The sequence below is a fragment of the Duodenibacillus massiliensis genome (assembly GCF_928721995.1).
Taxonomy (GTDB): Bacteria; Pseudomonadota; Gammaproteobacteria; order Burkholderiales; family Burkholderiaceae_F; genus Duodenibacillus; species Duodenibacillus massiliensis.
Genome location: NZ_OV788642.1, coordinates 635,822 through 657,643 on the forward strand (window position 1 = coordinate 635,822; position 21,822 = coordinate 657,643).

At 57.3% G+C, this 21,822-nt stretch carries 22 protein-coding genes and 4 tRNA genes; 4 read left to right on the top strand and 22 right to left on the bottom strand.

What is annotated here, in order from left to right; translation table 11 throughout:
- Positions 1-36 precede the first annotated feature (36 nt).
- The 3 genes from aroC to NXF97_RS02815 all read right to left on the bottom strand — a co-directional run bounded on the left by aroC (position 37) and on the right by NXF97_RS02815 (position 3,155).
- Entirely contained in the window at positions 37-1,125 is a 1,089-nt protein-coding gene (gene aroC / locus NXF97_RS02805) for a chorismate synthase (RefSeq protein WP_074009962.1), read from the bottom strand.
- 184 nt (positions 1,126-1,309) lie between these two features.
- Complete coding sequence (locus NXF97_RS02810) at positions 1,310-2,593, bottom strand: dicarboxylate/amino acid:cation symporter (protein ID WP_274956404.1); 1,284 nt, start codon at positions 2,591-2,593, stop codon at positions 1,310-1,312.
- Between the two features lie 193 nt (positions 2,594-2,786).
- A complete protein-coding gene (locus tag NXF97_RS02815) occupies positions 2,787-3,155 on the bottom strand; it encodes an STN domain-containing protein (RefSeq protein WP_022373182.1) in 369 nt (122 codons plus the stop codon).
- Positions 3,156-3,349: 194 nt separating this feature from the next.
- Between NXF97_RS02815 and NXF97_RS02820 the strand changes: the two genes are divergently transcribed.
- Entirely contained in the window at positions 3,350-3,889 is a 540-nt protein-coding gene (locus NXF97_RS02820) for a GNAT family N-acetyltransferase (protein ID WP_074009957.1), read from the top strand.
- Positions 3,886-4,149 carry a hypothetical protein gene (locus tag NXF97_RS02825; protein WP_274956405.1) on the top strand — a complete coding sequence of 88 codons (264 nt, stop codon included), beginning with the start codon at positions 3,886-3,888 and terminating at the stop codon, positions 4,147-4,149. Before NXF97_RS02820 ends, NXF97_RS02825 begins: the two co-directional genes overlap by 4 nt.
- Here NXF97_RS02825 and NXF97_RS02830 read toward each other — a convergent pair.
- The 11 genes from NXF97_RS02830 to NXF97_RS02880 all read right to left on the bottom strand — a co-directional run bounded on the left by NXF97_RS02830 (position 4,140) and on the right by NXF97_RS02880 (position 11,862).
- Positions 4,140-4,787, bottom strand: a complete 648-nt coding sequence (locus NXF97_RS02830; RefSeq protein WP_274956406.1) for a hypothetical protein — start codon at positions 4,785-4,787, stop codon at positions 4,140-4,142. The two genes, NXF97_RS02825 and NXF97_RS02830, sit on opposite strands and share 10 nt — an antisense overlap.
- Before the next feature lie 3 nt (positions 4,788-4,790).
- Positions 4,791-5,501 (bottom strand): PAQR family membrane homeostasis protein TrhA, encoded by a 711-nt coding sequence (trhA, locus tag NXF97_RS02835; protein ID WP_074009955.1) that lies wholly within the window; start codon positions 5,499-5,501, stop codon positions 4,791-4,793.
- Positions 5,502-5,637: 136 nt separating this feature from the next.
- Positions 5,638-6,711 carry a UDP-N-acetylmuramate dehydrogenase gene (murB, locus tag NXF97_RS02840; RefSeq protein ID WP_274956407.1) on the bottom strand — a complete coding sequence of 358 codons (1,074 nt, stop codon included), beginning with the start codon at positions 6,709-6,711 and terminating at the stop codon, positions 5,638-5,640.
- A gap of 28 nt (positions 6,712-6,739) precedes the next feature.
- Positions 6,740-8,644, bottom strand: a complete 1,905-nt coding sequence (gene dxs, locus NXF97_RS02845; RefSeq protein ID WP_274956408.1) for a 1-deoxy-D-xylulose-5-phosphate synthase — start codon at positions 8,642-8,644, stop codon at positions 6,740-6,742.
- Complete coding sequence (locus tag NXF97_RS02850) at positions 8,644-9,585, bottom strand: polyprenyl synthetase family protein (protein WP_274956409.1); 942 nt, start codon at positions 9,583-9,585, stop codon at positions 8,644-8,646. Before NXF97_RS02850 ends, dxs begins: the two co-directional genes overlap by 1 nt.
- Positions 9,578-9,829 carry an exodeoxyribonuclease VII small subunit gene (locus tag NXF97_RS02855; protein WP_022373791.1) on the bottom strand — a complete coding sequence of 84 codons (252 nt, stop codon included), beginning with the start codon at positions 9,827-9,829 and terminating at the stop codon, positions 9,578-9,580. Before NXF97_RS02855 ends, NXF97_RS02850 begins: the two co-directional genes overlap by 8 nt.
- 207 nt (positions 9,830-10,036) lie before the next feature.
- A tRNA-Gly gene (locus NXF97_RS02860) sits at positions 10,037-10,112 on the bottom strand.
- A gap of 58 nt (positions 10,113-10,170) precedes the next feature.
- A tRNA-Gly gene (locus NXF97_RS02865) sits at positions 10,171-10,246 on the bottom strand.
- Between the two features lie 35 nt (positions 10,247-10,281).
- Positions 10,282-10,355, bottom strand: a tRNA-Cys gene (locus NXF97_RS02870).
- A gap of 26 nt (positions 10,356-10,381) precedes the next feature.
- A tRNA-Gly gene (locus NXF97_RS02875) sits at positions 10,382-10,457 on the bottom strand.
- A gap of 127 nt (positions 10,458-10,584) precedes the next feature.
- A complete protein-coding gene (locus NXF97_RS02880) occupies positions 10,585-11,862 on the bottom strand; it encodes a multidrug effflux MFS transporter (protein WP_274956410.1) in 1,278 nt (425 codons plus the stop codon).
- Between the two features lie 146 nt (positions 11,863-12,008).
- On the opposite strand from NXF97_RS02880, the gene gluQRS reads away from it, so the two are divergent.
- Positions 12,009-12,881 (top strand): tRNA glutamyl-Q(34) synthetase GluQRS, encoded by an 873-nt coding sequence (gene gluQRS, locus NXF97_RS02885; RefSeq protein WP_274956411.1) that lies wholly within the window; start codon positions 12,009-12,011, stop codon positions 12,879-12,881.
- Here gluQRS and NXF97_RS02890 read toward each other — a convergent pair.
- Positions 12,878-13,336: a hypothetical protein gene (locus NXF97_RS02890; RefSeq protein ID WP_274956412.1), complete on the bottom strand. Its 459-nt coding sequence runs from the start codon at positions 13,334-13,336 to the stop codon at positions 12,878-12,880. The two genes, gluQRS and NXF97_RS02890, sit on opposite strands and share 4 nt — an antisense overlap.
- A gap of 160 nt (positions 13,337-13,496) precedes the next feature.
- Here NXF97_RS02890 and NXF97_RS02895 point away from each other — a divergent pair, with 160 nt between their 5' ends.
- On the top strand, positions 13,497-14,567 hold the full coding sequence (locus NXF97_RS02895; protein ID WP_274956413.1) for a lytic murein transglycosylase: 1,071 nt from the start codon (positions 13,497-13,499) through the stop codon (positions 14,565-14,567).
- A 64-nt stretch (positions 14,568-14,631) separates the two neighbouring features.
- On the opposite strand, the gene NXF97_RS02900 is transcribed toward NXF97_RS02895, so the two are convergent.
- The 7 genes from NXF97_RS02900 to NXF97_RS02930 all read right to left on the bottom strand — a co-directional run bounded on the left by NXF97_RS02900 (position 14,632) and on the right by NXF97_RS02930 (position 21,505).
- On the bottom strand, positions 14,632-16,461 hold the full coding sequence (locus NXF97_RS02900; protein ID WP_274956414.1) for a carbon starvation CstA family protein: 1,830 nt from the start codon (positions 16,459-16,461) through the stop codon (positions 14,632-14,634).
- Between the two features lie 283 nt (positions 16,462-16,744).
- Positions 16,745-17,416, bottom strand: a complete 672-nt coding sequence (rbr, locus tag NXF97_RS02905; RefSeq protein WP_274956415.1) for a rubrerythrin — start codon at positions 17,414-17,416, stop codon at positions 16,745-16,747.
- 190 nt (positions 17,417-17,606) lie between these two features.
- Positions 17,607-18,119 (bottom strand): type II toxin-antitoxin system death-on-curing family toxin, encoded by a 513-nt coding sequence (locus tag NXF97_RS02910; RefSeq protein WP_274956416.1) that lies wholly within the window; start codon positions 18,117-18,119, stop codon positions 17,607-17,609.
- Positions 18,116-18,292: a hypothetical protein gene (locus NXF97_RS02915; protein ID WP_274956417.1), complete on the bottom strand. Its 177-nt coding sequence runs from the start codon at positions 18,290-18,292 to the stop codon at positions 18,116-18,118. The genes NXF97_RS02910 and NXF97_RS02915 overlap by 4 nt, the downstream gene beginning before the upstream one ends.
- Before the next feature lie 149 nt (positions 18,293-18,441).
- Positions 18,442-19,221 carry an anaerobic ribonucleoside-triphosphate reductase activating protein gene (locus NXF97_RS02920; protein WP_274956418.1) on the bottom strand — a complete coding sequence of 260 codons (780 nt, stop codon included), beginning with the start codon at positions 19,219-19,221 and terminating at the stop codon, positions 18,442-18,444.
- Between the two features lie 7 nt (positions 19,222-19,228).
- On the bottom strand, positions 19,229-19,411 hold the full coding sequence (gene nrdD, locus NXF97_RS02925; protein WP_022373803.1) for an anaerobic ribonucleoside-triphosphate reductase: 183 nt from the start codon (positions 19,409-19,411) through the stop codon (positions 19,229-19,231).
- A gap of 69 nt (positions 19,412-19,480) precedes the next feature.
- Entirely contained in the window at positions 19,481-21,505 is a 2,025-nt protein-coding gene (locus NXF97_RS02930) for a ribonucleoside triphosphate reductase (RefSeq protein ID WP_274956419.1), read from the bottom strand.
- Positions 21,506-21,822: the final 317 nt, after the last annotated feature.

Here is a 21,822-nt window from a genome sequence, read left to right on the forward strand (position 1 = left end):
GGAAAAAGTGATGCGGACCCGCAGCCGCAAGGCGCCTTAAGCCTTTTCGCCGTAGGTCATCCCGAAGTTTCCAACCTGTGCGCGCTGCAAAAGTGCTGCGTCCATGAGTACCAACGCAACAACTGCTTCCAGAACCGGTGCGGCTCTCAACCCCACACAAGGGTCATGACGGCCTTTTGTCACGACTTCGACTTCGTTACCGGCTTCATCAAGGCTTTTTAACGGGAGCCGCACGCTCGGCGTCGGTTTAATCGCCACGCGTGCCGTAATGGGCGCCGAAGTGGAAATGCCGCCCAAAATGCCGCCCGCATGGTTGGAGGTAAAGCCCTCACGCGTCATGCAGTCGGCGTTTGTGGTACCGGTAAGGCCCGCGGCCGCGAACCCCTCACCGATCTCCACGCCCTTAACGGCATTCACACCCATTAGTGCCGCAGCAAGCTTTGCGTCAAGCCGGCCGTAAACGGGATTGCCGAAACCGGCAGGCACCCCCGTAGCTTCCACCATAAGCTCTGCGCCGATACTGTCTCCGGACTTACGCACGGCGTCCATCTGCGCTTCAAGCGCCTCAATCTGAGACGCGTTGGCAGCAAAAAAGGGATTGGCATCAATCAGCGACCAGTCTTCAAAAAGAACGTCGGTGGCACCGAGCTTTGTAAGTCTGGCCCGCACCGTAATGCCGAGATTATCCTTGAGCCACTTCTTGGCAACGGCACCTGCGGCAACCGTGGGCGCCGTCAGACGCGCCGAAGCCCTGCCGCCGCCTCTGGGGTCGCGGATGCCGAACTTGGCCCAGTACCCCCAGTCGGCGTGCGCCGGCCGGAACTGATGCGCAATGTCGCCGTAATCGCGGCTTCTCTGATCTTCGTTGCGGATTAAAAGGGCAATCGGCGTACCCGTGGTTTTACCTTCGTAGACACCGGAGAGAATTTCCACCGTGTCGCTTTCCTTACGCTGCGTCACGTGGCGGCTCTGTCCTGGCTTGCGCCGGTCAAGTTCCTTCTGAATGTCTTCAGCGGTAAGTTCCATGGCCGGAGGACAGCCGTCAATCACACAGCCGATTGCAGGTCCATGGCTTTCGCCGAAATTGGTCACGACAAAAAGTTCGCCGGTACTGGAAGATGACATGGCTCGGGCGTCCGAAAATAAGGAGGAATCCGGCGATTGTAGCAATCAGCCGGCTTCCTGAAGCGACTGGTTATGCACCGGCGCCTTCAGAACGGCCGGCCCTTTACGGATGCCGCAAGGGCCGTAAGCCTCGTGACAGTCTGCGCCCGGCAGGCGCTCGAAGAAAGGCTGCCGGCACACGGACTTAAACCTGCGCCTGCTCTTTTTGCGGCGCGTCACCGTAGAGGTCGTGGTTCACGAGCGTTGCGACGTTACTGTCGCTCCAGACGTTCAGAGTCGTTTCAATCGCGTCAATCACGGCGTAAAAAGGCAAAATCACGCCCATTAGGAGAATCGGCACATTCATGCTTGCCAGCAGGCTTGCCGAGAGGAAAAAGCAACCCATCGGCACGCCCGCGTTACCCACAGCCGCAATCGTTGAAATCACGATCCAGGCAGCAAGCATCCCGAAACTCACCTCGGCGCCCGCGTTTTGCATGAGGTAAACCACCGTGATGAGGATAAAGGCCGCGCAGCCGTTCATGTTGATCGTGGTGCAGATCGGCAGCACAAAGCGTGAGACTGAAGTGTGCACGCCGAGATTATTTTCGGCGCACGCCATTGTGACGGGCAGCGTCCCCGCAGAGGACTTCGAAAAGAAAGCGACCGTGAGCGCCGGGAACATACCTTTGGCGACCCGAAGGGGATTGATGCCGCGGATTAAAAGCAAAAGCGGCAGCACCACAAGCATCTGAATGAAGTTGGCGGCAAGGACCGTCACAAAGTACGTGCCGAGACCGCCCAAGGCAACGCCCGAGGCCAGCTGCATCGCCAGCACCGTAAAGAACCCGAAGATCCCGATCGGCAACACCGTGATGATCCATCCCACAAGCGTAAAGAGAACCGACTGAAGCCCCGAGAAAAAGCTCATCAGCACTTCCTGCTGTCGGCTGTCCTTGGGCAATTTTGCAATCGCAATACCGACCGCAGCGGAAATCAGCAGTACCGAGAGAACATTGGCGGAAAGAAAGGGCGCGAGGAAGTTATCCGGAATCACCGACTGCACGTACTGCAGGTAACTTTGCGTCTTGACGCTGTCTAAGGCTGCCGCCTGACCGACATTGGCGTCAAGCGTGACGTTGGCGGGTGAAAAAAGTACGTACAAAACCGCCGCAAGGCCCGCAGCGAGAATCGTCGTCAGAAGCGTGTAGAAAATCGTGTGCCGGAAGATCCGTCCCGATTCGCTGGAGCGACTGATCATCGCCAGCGTCGAAATAATCGACACGGCAATGATGGGCACCGCGATGAAGCGGAAAAGCCGGATGAAAACGGTGGAAATAAAGTCGCCTGCGGCCTGCCAGAAGGCCGAGCCGTAAAGGCCGTTGACGATACCCAAAACGATTGCGATGAGATAGCAGACAGCCAAAATCAGCTGCCGGCGCTTTTTCCTGGGCGTCATCACAGGACGCTGCGGGTGGGGAGTTGTCATTTTTCTCTCTGGAATCTTCAGAAACGGCCCGAGGGCGGCCGCTTGCGGATGATGACTGCATTTTGCACCAATTTCCCGCCAATTAGTGCGATCTGAGCAAAAAAACTTTCAATCAGAGAGAATCCGCCGACAAAGGCGCTTCCCGGCACCCTGCCGAAAAAGCCCCTCTTCCCTTTAAGAACAAATCTCAGGTTTACTTTTTGCGGCCCACGACGATGTGATCGTTTGTGGCTTCCTTGATTTCAAAGGCTGTGCCCTTCAGAGCCTGCGCGACCGCGTCACGGATACTCATGCGGCCTTCAACCGGGGAAATCTTCTGGGCATAGACCTCACGGTCTTCAATGGAAATAAAGCAGCCCGAGGCGTGAGCCAGTGCCTGTGCGGTTTCGTCAAACCGCCAGTCCTTAAAACTGTAAGGATGATCCGCCACGATTATGAGACACCCGCGGCCGTTGTCTGCAACGACCTCTGATTCCTCTGCCGTCTGCGTCTGTGTGCTGCAACCGGCAGTTACGGCGAGAGCCGACACGGCAACCGCCAATGCCCAAAGTTTTTTCTGCATGACCCACTCCTGTGGCAATGTACGGTCATTTTGCCCGAGTCGAAACCAACGGCAGCTTCGGCAGCAACGATTGCACACAAAGAGCCTCAGTCCGTTAACCGAAAGGCCGGAAAAGCAACATTTCGAAAGCGAAAAAACGGGCACTGCGCTACATTACGGCCTTCAGTTATCTTCGAGCATTTCGGGAGGCACCTGTGAGCAGGGCTTTTACCATCCGCACGGCCACGGAAGCCGATGTGGAACAGATCACGGCTATTTACGGTTATCACGTGCTGCACGGCACGGGAAGCTTTGAACTTGAAGCCCCGACCGTTGAGGAAATGAAGCGGCGCTTTCACCACATTGCCGAGCGGCACTCCCCTTACATCGTGGCGGTGCGCGAGGATAAGCCTTCCGTCGTTCTGGGCTACGCCTATGCGGGACCTTTCCGTGAAAGAAAGGCCTATGACACCACGGTCGAGGATTCCATCTATGTGGCACAGGCCGCACGGGACCTCGGAGTCGGATCCGCGCTTCTCGCTGAACTCATCAACCGCTGCCGCGACCTCGGATACAAACAGATGGTCAGCGTCATCGGTGACAGCGAAAACAAGCCTTCGATCGGGCTGCACACCAAGCTCGGCTTTTCCATGATCGGCACGATGCATAACTGCGGCATTAAGTTCGGCCGGCCCCTTGATTGCGTCTTTATGGAACTTACGCTTAATCCGTTTGAAAAGGATGCCGCCAAATGACGCAGAACGGAAAAATTGATGCCGAATGGCTGCTTCTGACGTTAAACGATGCGGCCGAAGAGCTCGCGCACGCCATCAACCTCATTGAAGAGGATCCTCGCAAAGCCGAAGGCGTGATGGAGCACGAGATCACGGCGCTTTACGCCAAACTCAACTACGCCGTGAATTCCGCCCGCGTGGGTCCGCAGGCAGCCGAAATCATGGATCATGATGACCTGGTGGCCTGGCCCGCCTCAATGCCCTTTAAGTCTCAGCCGTAGCGCTTAACAAAGGCATAAGAGACGAAGTTCGGCCCGTATTCGCTTTCGGGCCAGACTTCGGTTTCTTCCTGCACCCAGCCTTTTTTCAGATAAGGCCTGCGCTCACAGTGGTTGTCCGTAAAAAGAACCGCGCGCTTAACGCGGCGCCTCACACATTCTTCATCAAACGCCGCAAGCGCCTCGCTTGCCAGGCCCTGCCCGCGCCCCTCCGGGTGCGCAATGAGAAAAACGAGCTCAGCCTGAGCGGCAAGCCCTCTTTCCTCAAGCCGCGTCTTAAAGCGGTCGTTCGTTGCGTTAAGCCGTTCGTCAAACACCAGTTCCGCGCGGCCTTCCCGGGACTTTGAAAGCGCCTCCTCCCCGGTCTGAATGACGCAAGCCAAAGCCTGCGCCTGAGCCGTGAGGCTTGCGGGCGGCAGAGGAAAGTCTGAAAACGCGGCGCACAAAAGTACGCCCGGTTTTCCGTCTTCAGTCTCTGCGACTTTGATGAAGTCCGAGCGCATCAGAGCGCCCGCGACATAGACTTCCGCCGTGATGCGGCGCGACGGATTTTCGGGATCATTGCTGACCTCGTAACCCCAGACACTGTCAAAGGCTTCAGTAAAAACCGCGTAGTCCGAAGCCCGCCAATCCCGCATCATCGGTTACGCCGCTCCTGTATCGAGTACCCCCGGAATGACGTACAGCAGAACGGAGAAAAACTGCAGGGCCGTGCCCAAAAACACGAAGACGTGCCAGATCGCATGCCCGTAGGGGAGTTTTTCCCAGATGTAGAAAATGACGCCCACGCTGTAGGCAATGCCGCCAGCGACCAAAAGCCACAGGCCGCCTTCGGGGAGCGCCGTCACGAGCGGATCAAACGCAAGCACCACGAGCCACCCCATTGCGAGGTAAAGCACGCAGTTAATCCAGTCGCTGCGCTTTAAAAGGATTTTCTGCAGGCTCACCCCCACCACCGCAATCGTCCAGACGGCGATACAAAGGGCAATGCCCACCCAACCTTTGAGCGTAATGAGGCAAAAGGGCGTATAAGAACCGGCAATGAGCACATAGATCATCGAATGATCGAGGATCTGCAGCACCCGTTTGGCGTTGATGTTGGGAATGGCGTGATAAAGCGTTGAAGCCGTGTAAAGAAGCACCATGCTCGCGCCGAAGATACTCACGGCCGTCACGACTTTGGCCGAACCCGAGTAGTTGGCGGCAAACGCCACCAGCACACAGAGTCCGGCAATGGATAAAAGCGCCGCCACGCCGTGCGTGACCGCGTTAGCAATCTCTTCCCCGAGACTGTAGCAGGCGTCCGAGGCGGTGCGCCCCGGCTTTTTTGCTGTCTCTGCCGTCGAAACTGTCATAACAAAGAAACCTCCCGACAAAACCCGGTGGGAGACACAGTTTGTGCCTCCCGCGTTGAGAATGATTCTCACAGGTCCATGTGGGGTCGGCGTTCTCAATTTTCTAGGGACAAACCCGAACTTTTGCAAACAGCCGTTACAGGTCCGCGGCCGGCAAAAAGACGGGTTCCGGCGTGAGTTCCACCCCGTAGCGGCGCTTAACCGCCTGACGGACCTTGCGGGCAAGTTCCAGGATGTCGGCTCCTGATGCGCCGCCGTAATTCACAAGCACCAGGGAATGGTTTTCAGAAACACCGGCATCCCCGACGCGCTTACCCTTCATCCCGCAGGCATCAATCAAACGCCCTGCGGCGAGCTTTGCGCGGCCGCCTGCCAGGGGGTAAGCCACCAGCGTCGGGTCGTCCTCCAGAAGATGCACCATCTTGACCTTGGTGACAACCGGGTTTTTAAAAAAGCTCCCCGCGTTACCGAGCACCTTGGGATCCGGCAGTTTTTTGCGGCGCACGGACTTTACGGCTTCGGCAAGTTCGTTGGCATCCACAGGCACCCGCTCGCCAAAGACTGCCGCCAGTTCCTTATAAGCCGTCCGCGGCTCGAAGGTTTTAGGAAGCGCCAATGTCACCGAAAGAACGATGAGATCCGGCCGCTTCGTTTTAAAGACACTCGTGCGGTAGCCGTAGTCACAATCGTCAGCCGTGAGCGTAAGGGGCTCCCCGGTTGCCGGGTCAAAGCACTCAACGTCACTCACGCACTCAGCGATCTCAAGACCGTAGGCGCCGATATTCTGCACAACGGCGCCCCCTGCAGTCCCCGGAATGAGCGCGAGGTTTTCCAGCCCCTGCATGCCCGCTTCAAGCGTCATATCCACAAACCGCGTCCAGTCGGCGCCGGCCCCCACGCGGACAAACCAGTAGCCGTCGTTTTCGTCGACGACTTCAGCGCTCCCGTCGACACTTTGCAGCATGAGGCCCGGATAGTTGTCGGTCAGCAAAAGGTTGGAGCCGCCCCCGAGCACAAATTTCGGCACGTCCTTAAACCGCGTGTCCGCAAAAAGGGCTTTCAGGTCTTCGGCCGTCTTAAAAAAGCCGAACCAACGGGACTGCGCCTTCACGTGAAAGGTGTTTTTGTCCTGTAACGGAGCGTTTTCAATCACACCCGCGGGCCCCGTCACGGCCCCGGCGGCCGACACTGTCACTGTATCCGTCAGCATTGCTTCCTCTCTTTGCTTATCCGTTCCTTCAGAGTGCCGCAAGACGCGCCCGTACGTCGCATTCAATCGTTTCGGCATCAATACCGGCTTCCTTCATGATGTGCGCCATGTCGCCGTGATCGATAAAGCGGTCGGCGATGCCCTTAACTAGCACCGGCACCGTGCGGCCCTCTCCGCTCAGGCACTCAAGTACGGCGCTTCCTGCGCCGCCCGCGGCCACACCCTCTTCGGCTGTCACAAGAAGATCATGGATGTCCGCTGCCTTTAAAACCGCTTCGGTGTCCAAGGGCTTTACAAAACGCATGTCAATCAAGGTTGCGTCAAGCTTTTCAGCTATCGGCCGCACAACGTTTACCATCGAACCAAACGCCAGAAACGCCACGCGCTTACCTTTTTCTGCACCAGACTCACGCAGTGTGCGGCTCTTACCGATCTCTATCGTTTCAAGCCCCCCGCTCTGGGCAACGCCCGGGCCCTTGCCTCTGGGGTAGCGCACCGCGGCCGGTGTTTTCATCCGGAAGGCCGTTGTGAGCATGAGCCGCGTCTCGTTTTCGTCGCTCGGCACCATCACCGTGAGGTTCGGAATCGACCGGAAGTACGCCAGGTCAAACACACCGTGGTGCGTCGGACCGTCAGCACCCACGAGGCCCCCCCTGTCCACGGCAAACATCACCGGCAGGTTCTGAATCGCCACATCGTGCACGATCTGATCGTAGGCGCGCTGCGCAAAGGTGGAATAAATCGCCACAACCGGGTGCATGCCCGCGCAGGCAAGGCCCGCGGCAAACGTCACCGCATGCTGCTCGGCAATCGCGACGTCTCTGTAGCGGTCCGGAAACTTCTTTTCAAATTCAACAAGACCGCTGCCTTCCCGCATGGCGGGGGTAATCGCGTAAAGCGTCTTGTCGGCGGCAGCCATATCGCACACCCAGCGGCTGAAGACCTGCGTATAGGTGGGATGCGCGGGGTCAGCGGGTTTCGGAAGGATCCCCACCTTCGGGTCAAAGGGCGAGACACCGTGATAAAGCGTCGGATCGGCTTCAGCCGGGGCGTAGCCGTGCCCTTTCTGCGTTTTGACGTGCAGCACCACCGGACCCGTGAGATTTCTGAGGTTTTTCAGAATATGCACGAGTTCGGCAAGGTTATGACCGTCAATGGGGCCGAAGTAATTGAGGTCAAAGGTGGAAAAGATGGAAGAAGGCGGACTTAAAAAATTCACCGTCTGCTTTTCCAGGCGCTTGGCAAGTTCCCAAAGCGACGGGCACCCTTTCAGGGCCTTTTTACTGATGCTTCTCATCTTCCAGACGGGCGCGGAACTCACGAGCTTTCCGAGGTTGCCGGAAAGAGCGCCCACCGCAGGCGAAATCGAGCAGTTGTTGTCGTTCAAAATAATCAGAAGCTTCACGCCGTCCTTATAGACCCCGGCGTGATTTAACGCTTCCACGGCCATGCCGCCCGTCAACGCTCCGTCACCGATCACGGCAATGTGCCAGCGGTCCGTTTTTCCGGCAAGGCTGTCAGCCACGGCCATACCGAGTGCGGCTGAAATCGAGGTGGAGGAATGCGCGGTGCCGAAACTGTCGTACGGGCTTTCGCTTCGCTTGGGAAAGCCCGAAATGCCGCCCCAGTGACGCAAACCCGCCATTGCCTCACGGCGCCCGGTGAGAATCTTGTGTGCGTAGGCCTGATGCCCCACGTCCCAGACGACGGCGTCTTCCGGCGTATTAAAGACATAATGAATCGCCACCGCGAGTTCCACGGCACCCAGGGAACTGGAGAGATGCCCCCCGGTTTTGGAGACGCTTTCGATCATGAACTCGCGGATTTCATGCGCAAGAATCGGCAGCGACTCCTCCGGAAGGGTTCTCAGATCCTCCGGATAATTCACGCTTTCCAGGAGCTTGAAACGGGTCTCAGGCGTTTTATCCGTCATCAGAACGTCCTTCCGACGATGTAGTCGGCGGTCTCTGCCAGGCGCCTTGTAAGCCGCGGCGGAATAAGCCCCTCTTCGTCCGTTTCAATACCGCGAAGCGCATCAAGCGCATCATTACGGCAGGACTTTGCCAGAGCCGTTGCTTCTTCTAGCCCCAGAAGCGTCACATAGGTGGGCTTATTTTCCGCCGCATCCTTGCCGGCGGTTTTCCCGAGCGTTGCGGTGTCGGCCGTGACGTCCAGAATGTCGTCAATCACCTGGAACGCCAGCCCCAGGGACTTACTGTAGGTTTTAAGCGCCGGCAGTGCGGCCGCGATCCTCTCAGCCGTCCCGCAGTGCGCGCCGATCACGACGCTCCCGGCAATAAGGGCCCCGGTCTTCATCTCGTGCATTCTCCGCAGCGTCTCAGCCGATACCCTCTTTCCGACGCTCTCGAGGTCAATCATCTGCCCACCGCACATCCCGACGGCGCCGCTTGCCCTCGCAAGTTCGGCCATCACCGCAACGCGCGAAGCGTCCGAAACAGGAAGCGACGCCAAAAGCGAAAACGCAAAAGGCTGCAGCGCGTCACCGGCGAGCATCGCCTGCGCCTCACCAAACTTCACGTGGCAGGTGGGTTTGCCGCGCCGAAGGGTATCGTTATCCATGGCCGGCAGATCATCGTGCACGAGCGAATACGCGTGCACCGACTCAACCGCAAGAGCCGCGGCGTCAAGGGCCGCGGAAGAGGCCTGCGTGAGGTGCCCTGCGGCGTAGACAAGAAGCGCACGCACGCGTTTACCGCCGCCCAAGACCGCGTAGCGCATGGCCTCCCAAAGTTTTAAGAGCGCGGGATCGGTCACACGCGCCGTGACGCCCTTAAAGACGCCCTCGGCATACGTTTCAAAATGCGCACGGCGGGCATCGGCCCAGGCTTCAAAAGTAAGATCATCATCACGCATCGCGGCTTACCCCCAGCGCCTCGGGACTTACTTCCCGCAGGGTTTCATCGTTTTGCAGCACCTGAATTTTGGCCTGAGCGGCGTCAAGCCTGCGGCGGCAGAGTTTGGAAAGTTCAACACCCCGTGTATAAGCCTCAAGGCTTTCTTCAAGCGTAAGGCCCCCGGCTTCCATTTTCTGCACAATCGCTTCAAGTTCGCTCATGGCGGCTTCAAACGAGATATTGTCTTTTGCTGTTTTGGTCATGACGTTGTTTAAGCCCCAAAGCGCAGAGGGTTTACCCGAGCACGTGCCAGGAGGCTGATGACATGAATGATCATGCTTCGATTTTAGCGCAGCACGCCCGCGAAAACCTTAGGCAGACGGCCTGTTTTCAGGCGTTTTGCAAAAGTTGCGGACAGCAAAACTCCACCGCATGGACGGTGTCATCGAAAGTATTGGGAGGAAAGAAACTGGAGCGGGAGACGAGTCTCGAACTCGCGACCTCAACCTTGGCAAGGTTGCGCTCTACCAACTGAGCTACTCCCGCATCATCTGATGCGCCGGGTTCCTTCAGAAGAACCCATCACGGACTGACCGTGAATTTGTGGAGCGGGAGACGAGTCTCGAACTCGCGACCTCAACCTTGGCAAGGTTGCGCTCTACCAACTGAGCTACTCCCGCACAAAATCACGTTTTTCTTCACCGCAAAAAGCTGCTGGAGGCGCGAAGCGGAATCGAACCGCTGTGAACGGATTTGCAATCCGGTGCATAACCACTTTGCTATCGCGCCGCCGTTCTTTTCCAAAACACGCGCTTTGGAGCGGGAGACGAGTCTCGAACTCGCGACCTCAACCTTGGCAAGGTTGCGCTCTACCAACTGAGCTACTCCCGCGGCGAAGAATGCGCATTTTACACAGACCCCGTACGCTGTCAAGTCCGAAAATTAAACAGAACACCGCAAGGAGCTCCCGCCCGTTGAAACTTCGGCAAAAATTGCCGTCCGCTTTTCTCTTTTGGTCTCAGCCGATTTCGTCGCTTCGCTCTTTTAAAGCCGCGCGGTGCTTTGACCGCAGATAAAGCTGAGTGCTTGCGGCCCAGAAAAGCATCGTGAGAAGCGAAAACACGATGATCGCAGCCGAATATTTTGCACCGTCACCGTAAAGAAACGGCACGATAAAGGCCGAGCAAAGCGCAAAAAAGAGTGTCTGCAGGAAATTCAAAACGGAACTTGCCATTCCGCGCGAGTGCGGATAAAAGTCCATCAGCAGAAGCGACATCGCCGGGCGCATCATGCCGATGCCGGTTGTGTAAACCGCAAGCGGCAGCACCGCCCAGGGCATCTCGGGTTGATCCACGAAAACAATCTCAAAAAGCGCCGCGAGTGCCCCGAGCGCCATGATGGCAAAGGACACGCGGATCGTCATGGGCGTGCCGATTTTCTGCGCCGTGCGCGCGGAAATCCAGCTCCCGATGACCGTTCCCGCAATCATCGGCAAAAACATGTGCCAGAACTCATCAGGCTTCATGCCCATGACGTTGACGCACCAGTCGGCGGCACCCGCAATAAAAACGCCCTGCCCGAGAAACGCGAGACCCAGTGCGCTGCAGCCCGTCATGAAGGCGGGGTTGGCGGCGGCCTTGGCGTAATTCACGGCCAAAAGCTTAAAGTTCACCGGCGTACGGGCGCTTTTGGGAAGGCTCTCCGGCAGAAAGAAAACACAGGCAAGGCACAAAAACGCACTGATGACGGCGAGCGTATAGAAGTGACTCTGCCAGCCGAAGTGCGTTGCGGCGTAACCCCCGATCACGGGCGCCAAAGCCGGTCCGAAACCGAAAACCATCGCCACGTAGGCCATCAGTTTCTGTGCCTGCGGTCCGCCGAAAAGATCGCGGATCACGGCCATGCCGATCACCATGCCGCAGCCCGCAAAAAGGCCCTGCACGAAACGGAAAAACGTGACTTCGGCCAAAGTCGTTGAAAAAGCGGCGCCGACACTGGCGAGCATAAAAAAGAAAAAGCCCGCAACCATCGTTGTTTTACGGCCGAGAATGTCGCTGATGGTCCCGTAAAAAAGCGTCATCGCGGCAAAGCCGATGAGGTAGGCCGACAGCGTCTGCTGCACGGCTTGCATCGGCACGCCAAAGACCTGCGTCATCTCGTGAAAGCTCGGCAGGTACATGTCGGTCGCAAAAGGCCCGATCATGGAACAGGCCGCCAAAAGCCAGGTGAGGATAAAGGTATTGACCTTGGGCTTAACGTAATCTGTGCCGCCCGGGTGTTTCTTAGCTTCAGTCATGAATTAAATTCCGGCAAATATGCCGGCATTCTAAGGCCCGTGCGGTCTGACTCAAGACAATCGGATGACCTCCATACAGGTGTTTATCCGAAGAAAAACGCGCCCGGCGGGCGCCTTCTCCTCTGATGCGTGCCAAAATGCAGGTCATGTCTGAGACAACACCCGTTTACCGGGGACGCTTTGCCCCCTCGCCCACCGGCCCCCTGCACCTGGGGAGCCTTTTTTGTGCCGCCGCGACCTGGCTTGATGCCCGTTCGCACGGCGGCGTCTGGCTTGTGCGCATCGAGGACATTGATCCCCCGCGGGATATGCCCGGAGCCGACCGGCTGATTCTTGACACACTCGCTGCGTTCGGCTTGGCCTCTGACGAGCCCGTTGTATGGCAGTCAAAACGCTGCGACCTGTATGAGGCGGCACTTGCGCGGCTTTATGCTCTTCACCGTGCCTACGGGTGCGCGTGCACCAACACCGATATCGCTCACGCCTGCGGACTGCTTCATCTTCCAAAAGGCGTGTACCCCGGCACCTGCCGACGAGGCACTCACGGCAGACCCGTGCGGTCCGTTCGTTTTCTCACCGAAGACCGGGAAGTAGCCTTCACCGACCGCCTCTGCGGGCCCGTTAAGCAAAATGTTGAAAAAGAAGTGGGCGACTTCATCATCCGCCGCGCCGACCACCTCTGGGCCTATCAGCTCTGCGTGGTTGTTGATGACGCGGATCAGGGGATCACCGACGTTGTGAGAGGCAGCGACCTGTTAGCGAGCACTGCGCGGCAGATTGAGTTGCAGCAGGCGCTCGGATACCGCACGCCCCGCTATCTTCATACGCCCCTTATTCTCGGGCCCGACGGCGAAAAACTCTCCAAACAGCGAAAAGCCCCGGCAGTCACTGCCGAGGCTCCGCTCGCAACACTCACGGCCTTGTGGCCGCACTTCGGACTGCCCGCATTTAAAGCCGATACGCTTACGGGCTTTTGGAAAACTGCCGTTGAAATCTGGCGGGACAATATCCCGGCTTAGTTTGCGCTCCAGGGCTGCGGTTCCGGAAACATCCGGTCAACGAGCACGCGGATCGTGAGGTTGTAGTCGTCTTCCGGCAGGTTAAGACTTGCGTCACCGGCGCTGAAGCCTGAAACCGAAGCGCTGTAAGCGGGCCGCGCCTCACCCTTATTTCTGAGCTCAAGCCGCGCGGACTCAAGCCGTGCGCCGGACCAGCCGCCCATCACCGCGGTAAAACGCAGGTACTTGGTACAGCGGGCATCTTCCCCGTCAGTTTCAAGTGCCTTAAAGCCCTTTTCCCTCAGTGCCTGTCTTAAGGTGAGCTTTAACACTTCACTGGTTTCTTCCGGCGAAGCAACGCACACCGTCTCCTCCCCGCCGGAGGCGTAGCGCCAGCTGTAGGGGTTGTGGGTCGTTGTCTGGCAGCCGGCGAGAACCGCCGCAAGCACACTCAAAAGAAAAGCACGGTGAATCATGTGGGTCAACACATATCAAAACAACTGATTCTTCAATCCTATCAGGTTGAGTCCCGTTTTTGTATAGCCCGAAAGTGCCTTTTTTACCGGTATTTCAGCCGTTTTTGGCGTATTGCGGTTAAGATTGTCCACACCACACACACTTGGCGCGCTTTTAACGATGTCCGTTCCCCTTCACACCTGCCCCGGGCCCGATGCCCTGCGCCGCCGGCTTTTGGCCGCCGCGGTGTGCGCGTGTGTGCCTGCGGCTTTTGCGCAGACAAAGGGGTTCGTTAATTACGCCACGCGCGCAGACGTTCGCTTTTGGGCGGCCGGCATCTCCGAATCGCGCGGCATTCCCTTTGCGTGGATTACCAATGCGCTTTCGCGCGCCCGCTACAGCGCGGTGAGCGAACGCATCATGAGCCGCCCCAGACTCACCGCAGGGGCAACCCCCAAAAACTGGCCCGCGCACCGCAAAAACTTTGTGAACAGTCAGCGCATCACGCTGGGCCTGAACTTCATGAAAGCCAACGCCGCAAGCCTGGCTTCTGCCTTTGAACGCTGGCAGGTTCCGCCTGAAATCATCACCGCCGTGATCGGTGTGGAAACGATTTACGGCAAGAGCACCGGAAACGTCAAAACGCTTGACGCGCTTGCCACGCTTTCCTTTGACTACACGCGGCGCGCGGCCTTTTTCCAGAATGAACTCGCGAGCTTTCTTGCGATCTGTCACAAAAACAAGACGGATCCGACAACGATGAGAGGGAGTTTTGCGGGGGCCCTGGGCATCTGCCAGTTTATGCCGAGCAACATTGAAAAGCTCGGCATTGACATGGACGGCGACGGCAAGGTCGACCTGACCGCAAGTACCGCGGACGCCGTTGCTTCAGCGGCCAACTACCTTAAAAGCGTGGGATGGGACAACCGGCTGCCCGTGACCTGGCCCTGCCGGGTCTCAGAAGCCGCCGCCAGGGAACTCGATACCGGTGAGGCACGTCTGACGACAACCCTGCAAAACGCTCTGGACGCAGGGGTTGAACCGCAGGGGTACGTGCCGTTTTCTCCTGCCACACCCGTTCTTTTGGTGAGCCTTCCCACGCCCTCCAAAGAGGACCCAAAAGCCAAAGTCTACCTTTTGGGAAGCGTCAACTTTGCTGCGCTTCTCGACTACAACCGCTCTTTTTTCTATGCGCAGAGCGTTACCGAATTAGCCGCTGCACTCACGGCGGCAAAAACGACGGCAGCTTAAGAAAACCAAAGCCCGGCAAGGAGCTTAATCCCGCCGGACTTTCGGTGTCACTCACAAAAGACGACTACTCTTCCACAATCTGCTTCACATCCACGCCGTAAGCGTCCTTGATGTGGCTGTCCATCTTCAGAAGCACGGACCAGCGGCGCAGCGTCCCCACGATCACCACGGCCATCAGAACCATCACAAGGCACGAGAGGAACGCAAGGAGATACTTCTCGGCGGGCAGGTACTGATAGACGACAAGCCACACGCCGGCCCACATCGTGATGATGGTCATCAGCACACCGGGAATGCCGGTCATCCAGGCGTAGCGCGTTTTATTGAGACGCAGCAGCACCGTGGTGCCGATCAGCAGTGTCACGGAAGCGAGCAACTGGTTGCAGATACCGAAAAGCGGCCAGATGGTGGAGATATCGCCCGAGTAAACGAGGTAACCCCAGAGGCCCGTAAAGATGGCAGACGTTATCGCAATCCCCGGCACCCACACATGATCGGCAAACTTCGGAATGACCTTACCCACCATTTCCTGCAGGAAGAAGCGCCCCACGCGGGTACCGGCATCCACGGCCGAGAGAATAAAGACCGCTTCAAACATGATGGCGAAGTGATACCAGTAGGCCATCAGATCTTCCATCCAGGGGATACGGCTGAAGATATAGGCCATACCGACGGCAAGACTCACGGAGCCGCCCGGACGGGCCGCGAGGTTTTCCTGCACTTCAGCTTCAAGCATCGGCAGGTTCTGCACGGTCATGCCGAGTTCGGCAAACTTGTCCGCGGCTGAATTAATCGCAAAGTAGTCGGCAGGCACCAGAACGCAGGCCGCAATCAAAGCCATCACGGCGACAAAACCCTCGGTGAGCATCGCGCCGTAACCCACGAAAAGCACGTCCTTTTCGTTGGCAATCATCTTGGGCGTTGTGCCCGTGCCGATGGTTGCGTGAAAGCCCGAAAGGGCACCGCAGGCAATCGTAATGAAGATAAAGGGAATCACCGGGCCGCCCACGATCGGGCCGCCGCCGTTAACGAATTCGGTAAGAGGCGGCATCTGGAAGTCAGGCATCACAAAGATGATGCCTGCGGCAAGCGCCACAATCGTACCGACCTTAAGAAACGTCGACAGATAGTCGCGCGGCAGAAGAAGCAGCCACACCGGCAGCACTGAAGCGATAAAGCCGTAGACGGGAATCGCAAGCGACATCGTCTTTTTGTCGAGGTTAAGCCACCCGAAATATTCCGGATGCGAGGCAACCCAGGGGCCTGAAAGGATGCACAGGAAAAGAAGCACAACGCCCAGAAGGCTTGCGCCGAGCACATCGTTTTTACGCCAGATATGCATGTAAAGGCCCATGATGACGGCAATCGGAATCGTAGCCGCCACCGTGTAGGTGGACCAGAGCGAATCATGCATGGCGTTGACGCAGGCAATCGAAAGCCCCGCAAGCGTGAGAATCAGAATGGCAATCACGGCCCAGCTTGTCACCACACCGGTTTTCGGATCGACTTCCTTCATCGCGATGTACGCGAGCGACCGTCCGCCGTGACGCACCGAGCAGAAAAGCACGACCATGTCGTGCACGCCGCCTGCAAGCACGCAGCCGATCAGAATCCAGAGAAGCCCGGGCAGGTACCCGAACTGCGCGGCAAGCACAGGTCCGAGCAGGGGACCGGCCGCTGCAATCGCGGCAAAGTGGTGACCGAACAGAACGAATTTGTCGGTTTTGACGTAGTCGCGGTCATCGGCATACTTCACAGCCGGTGTTTCGCGGTTGGGGTTGAGGTTGAGAACCTTTTGGGCGATGTAAAGGCCGTAGAAGCGGTAACCGATCGCAAAGACGCAGAGCGCCGCGAAAATCACCGTGACGGCATTGATGCCCTCAAGCCACTGCATGATGTATTTCCTTTCAGAGGGGTCTTTAACGACCGCAGCCGGTACTTTCTGCGGTACCGTGGGCGCAGGAATTGCAGTGTAGTCAGGGGAAAATGAAAAACTGTTCCAAAATTAGGGAATAACCCTGAGAGATCTCCTCTTCTTGCGAAAATAAGGCTCTTCCTATGCACTCTACCGTGTTTTTCGAACGGACAAACGAAAACCGCCGCAGGGCACTGAAACCCAACGGCGGCTTGACCGATCAGTCAGACTGCTGCGAAAAAGCCGCAGTCAGAAGCACTGATTAGTAGTTCGTGGCGCGAACTTCGAAGAAGCTCTGCGAGTGGTGGCAGACCGGGCAGACTTCCGGAGCTTCGGTACCGACAACAATGTGACCGCAGACGCGGCATTCCCACATCGTCATTTCGCCCTTGAAGAAGACGCGCTTCATCTGAACGTTGTTCAGCAGCTTACGATAACGTTCTTCGTGGGTCTTTTCGATGGCGCCGACCATACGGAACTTGGCAGCGATTTCAGAGAAGCCTTCTTCTTCGGCTTCCTTGGCAAACGTTGCATACATGTCGGTCCATTCGTAGTTTTCGCCGTCGGCTGCAGCCTTCAGGTTAGCGGCCGTGTCGCCGATGCCGCCCAGGTATTCAAACCAAAGCTTGGCATGTTCCTGTTCATTGCGGGCCGTGGTCAGGAAGATTTCCGCGAGCTGTTCATAGCCTTCGTGACGGGCAACGGAAGCGAAGTACGTGTACTTGTTGCGGGCCTGAGATTCACCGGCGAAGGCAGACCACAGGTTCTTTTCAGTCTTGGTGCCGGCGAGCTTGGCCGTGCAGCCGCAGCTCTTCTTTTCTTCAACGACGGGTTCGAAGTAGGAGGCGTCCTTGTGGCAGACGGGGCAGATGTAGTCAGCGGGGAGGCTGTCGCCTTCATAGATGTAGCCGCAAACCTTGCAACGGAATTTCATGTTTTTCTCCTGAAATGTTGATGAACCACCGCAGACATTTTTTCTGCAGCGAAGCAGGAAAGCCGCAAAACCCCCCGTGCCTCAGGGCCAGTACTAATTTTAATGATGGGGCCGACCCGGCTCTTATTAAATTCGGATTGAATTCTATGCCTCACCCTCTTTTAAATGATAGTTAATTGCCATATGGCGCTTATAGCTTTTTGTCATGCTGACAAGGCTCAAATCTGCGGTCGATGCCTGCAGTTTCTGGCCCGGTCACTGCGCTGCCGGCCGTTGCCGCAACTGTACGGTCAACGGGAAGATTTTCGAGAACCCGGGCCGCCTCCTCTCCTCCGACAGCGCCCTGCGCGGCATTAACCGCCAGAGACGAAAGTCTTTGCACCGCATCGGTTGTTGCACTCACGTCGTGTCCGCTGCGCAACAGAAAAAGTAACGCCGAGAGAACGGCCGTGCGTTTGTTGCCGTCAGAGAAAAGATGCGCCCGGGCAAGCGCTGAGAGCAGTTCTCCTGCCGTCCGGAAAACCACCGCATCCGTTGCCGTGCTGCAGTCAAGCTTCAGTTCCACGCCGCCCAAAAGGCCGTTAATGCGCTCTTTCAGGAATCCGGGCGCCTGCGCTGAAGCCAGCCCCCGGAAGCGCATCAAAACGGCGTCGTGCATGAGGCGGATTTCCCGCCCGGTCAGAACTGTCCGTATGCCGCTCATTTGTCCTCCAGGTTTTTCAACAGGACCTTCCACTTTTCGATCAGGGCGGCAATATCATCGGGCAGTGTTTCTCCGCCCGGCTTTCCTGCTGCAGCCGGAAACTTTCCCGAGCCTGCGGCGCGGAGCCGGCCTTTGTCTTCAAGCGCTTTAATGGGCTTCTGATGCAGACACATCGCTTTCTTTCTTCGTGTTGATCACGAAGAAATTGTCGGCAGATATACGTCGTTTTATGTCGTAGAAGAAATCCCGAATATCCGGCAAAAAAGAAAAAGCAGCCCGCGGCCGCTGCCGCAAGACTGCTTCATCTGACACGGAAAAAACGCTACCCGCGCCTTAATGTGAAGTGCTCAAACTGTGCTTTGAGACGGGCAAGAAGTTCTTCGCCCGGGTAGTCGCTTCCTACTTTCGCGAGTTTCAGGTCAATGTGCGGCGCCGGACGGAAAATCTGCAGAGCGTATGTTTTGCAGCCGCGCTCTGCGAGCCAGTCGGCAATTTCACCGATTGCTTCCGCCGAGAGAAAATCCGGATGCGCCGTCGTGCGCGCTTCATAAGAAACGCCGCTTGCGCGCACCACCTCAAAACTTTCGCGAAACGCTGCGGCGCTCCCCTTACGCTGCGTGACGACTTCAAAAAGCGCGGCGTTTTCCGGCGGCGACTTCACATCAAGCCCCACCCAGTCAACAAGTCCGATCACTTCTTTTAAGTGCCGCGGATAGGAGCCTGAGGTGTGCAGTCCCACGGCCATCCCAAGCGACTTCACCTCCTCTATCGCACTTTTGAGCGCGGGGTCGGTGAGCGGCTCGCCGCCTGAAAACACCACGCCGTCCAAAAGACCCTTGCGGCGGGACAGGAGCTTTTCAAGTTCCTCCCACGAGCTGTGTTCCAGATCCGGCGCAAACGCGCGGCTCTGCATCCAGGGGTTCTGACAGTAGATGCACTGCCAGGGACAGCCCTGCAGAAACGCCACCGCCGCGAGCTTTCCGGGAAAGTCGATGCTCGTAAAGGGGGTGATGCCCGCCACCTTCAGGTGCCGTGCCTCAAGACAAAAATCCGCGCCGGGAGTCTGTGCCTCAGCGCGGATCGGAATCGCTTCGTGATTCACGCCGCAGTTACTTGCTGCAGCCGCACTTCGATTCAACGAAGTACTTGCGTTCCTCGAATTCGCCCTTCTTGCCGATGTTGAAGGACTGAACCGGGCGGTGGTATCCCATCACACGGGTCCAGACTTCGCAGGGCTGACGTTCGCTGTCCTTTAATTCAACTTCCTGAGTTTTTGTTGTGTTCTGGTCCATTTCATGACCTCCCTTTTTGGTTAACGAAACTTTAATACCGGCGGCCGCGGCCGCACAGAGATAAAACACTTACGCGGCCGCCTTTTCCTTGGCCGCAAGCGCCGCACGCTTTTTGGCAATAAGCTCAGCGTCGCAGATCGGGCAGAAATCGTGCCGTCCCGGGATGTAGCCGTGCTTGGGGCAGATCGAGAACGTGGGCGTGATCGTGATATAAGGCAGACGAAACCGCGTGAGCGTTCTTCTCACGAGATCCCGGCAGGCCTCAGCCGAACTGATCGCCTCGTTCATGTACAGGTGCAGAACCGTGCCGCCCGTGTACTTCTTCTGCAGATCTTCCTGCATCTCAAGCGCCTGGAAGGGGTCGTCGGTGAAGCCCACCGGCAGCTGCGAAGAGTTGGTGTAGTAGGGATTCTTGGGCGTTCCCGCCTGCAGAATATTGGGGAAACGCTTTTTGTCTTCCTTCGCGAAGCGGTACGTTGTGCCTTCCGCGGGCGTTGCCTCAAGGTTATACATGTGGTCGGTTTCGGCCTGAAACTGCACGAGCCTTTCACGCACGTGATCCAGGAACCGCACCGCAAAGGCGTGGCCCCAGTCGGTTGTGATGTCGTCGGTGTCGCCGGTGAAATTGCGGATCATCTCGTTGATGCCGTTCACACCGATCGTGGAGAAGTGGTTTCTGAGTGTGCCGAGATAGCGCTTCGTGTACGGGAAAAGCCCCTGATCGATGTGGCGCTGAATGACCTTACGCTTGATTTCCAGGGACTGCTTGGCAAGATCGAGGAGATGATCAAGACGCTTGTAGAGCTCTTCTTCGTTGCCCTTATAGAGGTACCCGAGGCGCGCGCAATTGACTGTCACCACACCCAAAGAGCCCGTCTGCTCGGCCGAGCCAAAGAGGCCGTTGCCGCGCTTTAAGAGTTCCCGCAGATCGAGCTGCAGACGGCAGCACATCGAGCGGATCATGTTGGGCTTAAGTTCCGAATTGATGAAGTTCTGGAAGTACGGCAGCCCGTAGCGCGCCGTCATGTCAAAGAGGCGCAGGGCATTGGGGCTGTCCCAGTCAAAGTCCGGCGTCATGTTGTAGGTCGGAATCGGGAACGTAAAGACACGGCCCTTCGCGTCGCCCTTCATCATGACTTCGATGTAGGCGCGGTTGATCATGTCCATTTCAGCCTGCAGTTCCCCGTAGGTAAAGGGCTGCTCTTCGCCGCCGATCACCGGGTGCTGATGCTTTAAGTCCTCAGGACACGTCCAGTCAAAGGTGAGGTTTGTAAAGGGCGTCTGCGTACCCCAGCGGCTCGGGACATTGAGGTTGTAGATCAACTCCTGAATGCACTGCAGCACTTCATGGTACGGCAGATGATCCTTCCGGATGTAAGGCGCCATGTAGGTGTCAAAGGACGAGAAGGCCTGAGCGCCCGCCCATTCGTTCTGCATCGTGCCCAAAAAATTCACGATCTGACCGGTGGCTGAGGAAAGGTGCTTGGGTGCCCCGGCTTCAACCTTGCCCGGCACACCGTTAAAGCCTTCGGTGAGCACCGTGCGCAGCGACCAGCCCGCGCAGTAACCCGAGAGCATGTCAAGGTCATGAATGTGAATGTCGGCATTGCGGTGCGCGGCACCGATTTCGGGCGTGTAGATGTAGTTGAGCCAGTAGTTGGCGACGACCTTGCCGGACACGTTGAGAATGAGTCCGCCCAGACTGTAGCCCTGGTTGGCGTTGGCGTTGACGCGCCAGTCGAGCTGATCGAGGTACTCGTTGATGGAACTTTCCACATTGACCCAGCTTTTTTTGGCGTCACGGCTCTTGGCGCGCTGTTCGCGGTAAACGATGTAGGCCCTGAGTGTGGCGAAGTACCCTGAGTCAAAAAGGGCGTGTTCAACCGCGTCCTGCACCTGCTCAATGTCGGGCGTCACAAGGTTTAAGGACTTGATCTTGGGAATCACGAGCGTTTCGCACATTTCCTGCGCACGCTTTTCCCCGAACTCACCGGTCGCCTTGCCGGCTTTGGCAATAGCCGCCGTAATTTTGGCGGCGTCAAAAGGTTTGACGCTGCCGTCGCGTTTGACCAGATGTTCAGGCATGACGGACATAAGTGAACTCCTCTTTATTCTTTCAGTGTTTCCCCGGCAATAAAGATCCGCAACGGACGCCACGGGCATTACCCGCGCCCCGGTCATAAGGCTCTGTCGGGAAAAAACGGACCGCAGGCCGGTAAGTCCTGCGGCATCACTTTGGTTCTCAGGACAATAACGGCCAGTGCTTGTGGTGTCAATCTTAAAGCCCCACTACCAATAGTAGAGTTTAAATTAAAAACTATCCGTAAAATCAGGCGTTTGAGGTGGAGCATGAGGTTTTCCGCCGGTACCCTAAACGCCACAGGGGTTTTCCCTTTGAGCCCTCAAATGCC

Coding starts and splice junctions, on each gene's coding strand:
- aroC (WP_074009962.1), bottom strand. CDS start 1,125: ATGTCATCTTCCAGTACCGGCGAACTTTTTGTCGTGACCAATTTCGGC.
- NXF97_RS02810 (WP_274956404.1), bottom strand. CDS start 2,593: ATGACAACTCCCCACCCGCAGCGTCCTGTGATGACGCCCAGGAAAAAG.
- NXF97_RS02815 (WP_022373182.1), bottom strand. CDS start 3,155: ATGCAGAAAAAACTTTGGGCATTGGCGGTTGCCGTGTCGGCTCTCGCC.
- NXF97_RS02825 (WP_274956405.1), top strand. CDS start 3,886: ATGACGCAGAACGGAAAAATTGATGCCGAATGGCTGCTTCTGACGTTA.
- NXF97_RS02830 (WP_274956406.1), bottom strand. CDS start 4,787: ATGATGCGGGATTGGCGGGCTTCGGACTACGCGGTTTTTACTGAAGCC.
- trhA (WP_074009955.1), bottom strand. CDS start 5,501: ATGACAGTTTCGACGGCAGAGACAGCAAAAAAGCCGGGGCGCACCGCC.
- murB (WP_274956407.1), bottom strand. CDS start 6,711: ATGCTGACGGATACAGTGACAGTGTCGGCCGCCGGGGCCGTGACGGGG.
- dxs (WP_274956408.1), bottom strand. CDS start 8,644: ATGACGGATAAAACGCCTGAGACCCGTTTCAAGCTCCTGGAAAGCGTG.
- NXF97_RS02850 (WP_274956409.1), bottom strand. CDS start 9,585: ATGCGTGATGATGATCTTACTTTTGAAGCCTGGGCCGATGCCCGCCGT.
- NXF97_RS02855 (WP_022373791.1), bottom strand. CDS start 9,829: ATGACCAAAACAGCAAAAGACAATATCTCGTTTGAAGCCGCCATGAGC.
- NXF97_RS02880 (WP_274956410.1), bottom strand. CDS start 11,862: ATGACTGAAGCTAAGAAACACCCGGGCGGCACAGATTACGTTAAGCCC.
- gluQRS (WP_274956411.1), top strand. CDS start 12,009: ATGTCTGAGACAACACCCGTTTACCGGGGACGCTTTGCCCCCTCGCCC.
- NXF97_RS02890 (WP_274956412.1), bottom strand. CDS start 13,336: ATGATTCACCGTGCTTTTCTTTTGAGTGTGCTTGCGGCGGTTCTCGCC.
- NXF97_RS02895 (WP_274956413.1), top strand. CDS start 13,497: ATGTCCGTTCCCCTTCACACCTGCCCCGGGCCCGATGCCCTGCGCCGC.
- NXF97_RS02900 (WP_274956414.1), bottom strand. CDS start 16,461: ATGCAGTGGCTTGAGGGCATCAATGCCGTCACGGTGATTTTCGCGGCG.
- rbr (WP_274956415.1), bottom strand. CDS start 17,416: ATGAAATTCCGTTGCAAGGTTTGCGGCTACATCTATGAAGGCGACAGC.
- NXF97_RS02910 (WP_274956416.1), bottom strand. CDS start 18,119: ATGAGCGGCATACGGACAGTTCTGACCGGGCGGGAAATCCGCCTCATG.
- NXF97_RS02915 (WP_274956417.1), bottom strand. CDS start 18,292: ATGTGTCTGCATCAGAAGCCCATTAAAGCGCTTGAAGACAAAGGCCGG.
- nrdD (WP_022373803.1), bottom strand. CDS start 19,411: ATGGACCAGAACACAACAAAAACTCAGGAAGTTGAATTAAAGGACAGC.
- NXF97_RS02930 (WP_274956419.1), bottom strand. CDS start 21,505: ATGTCCGTCATGCCTGAACATCTGGTCAAACGCGACGGCAGCGTCAAA.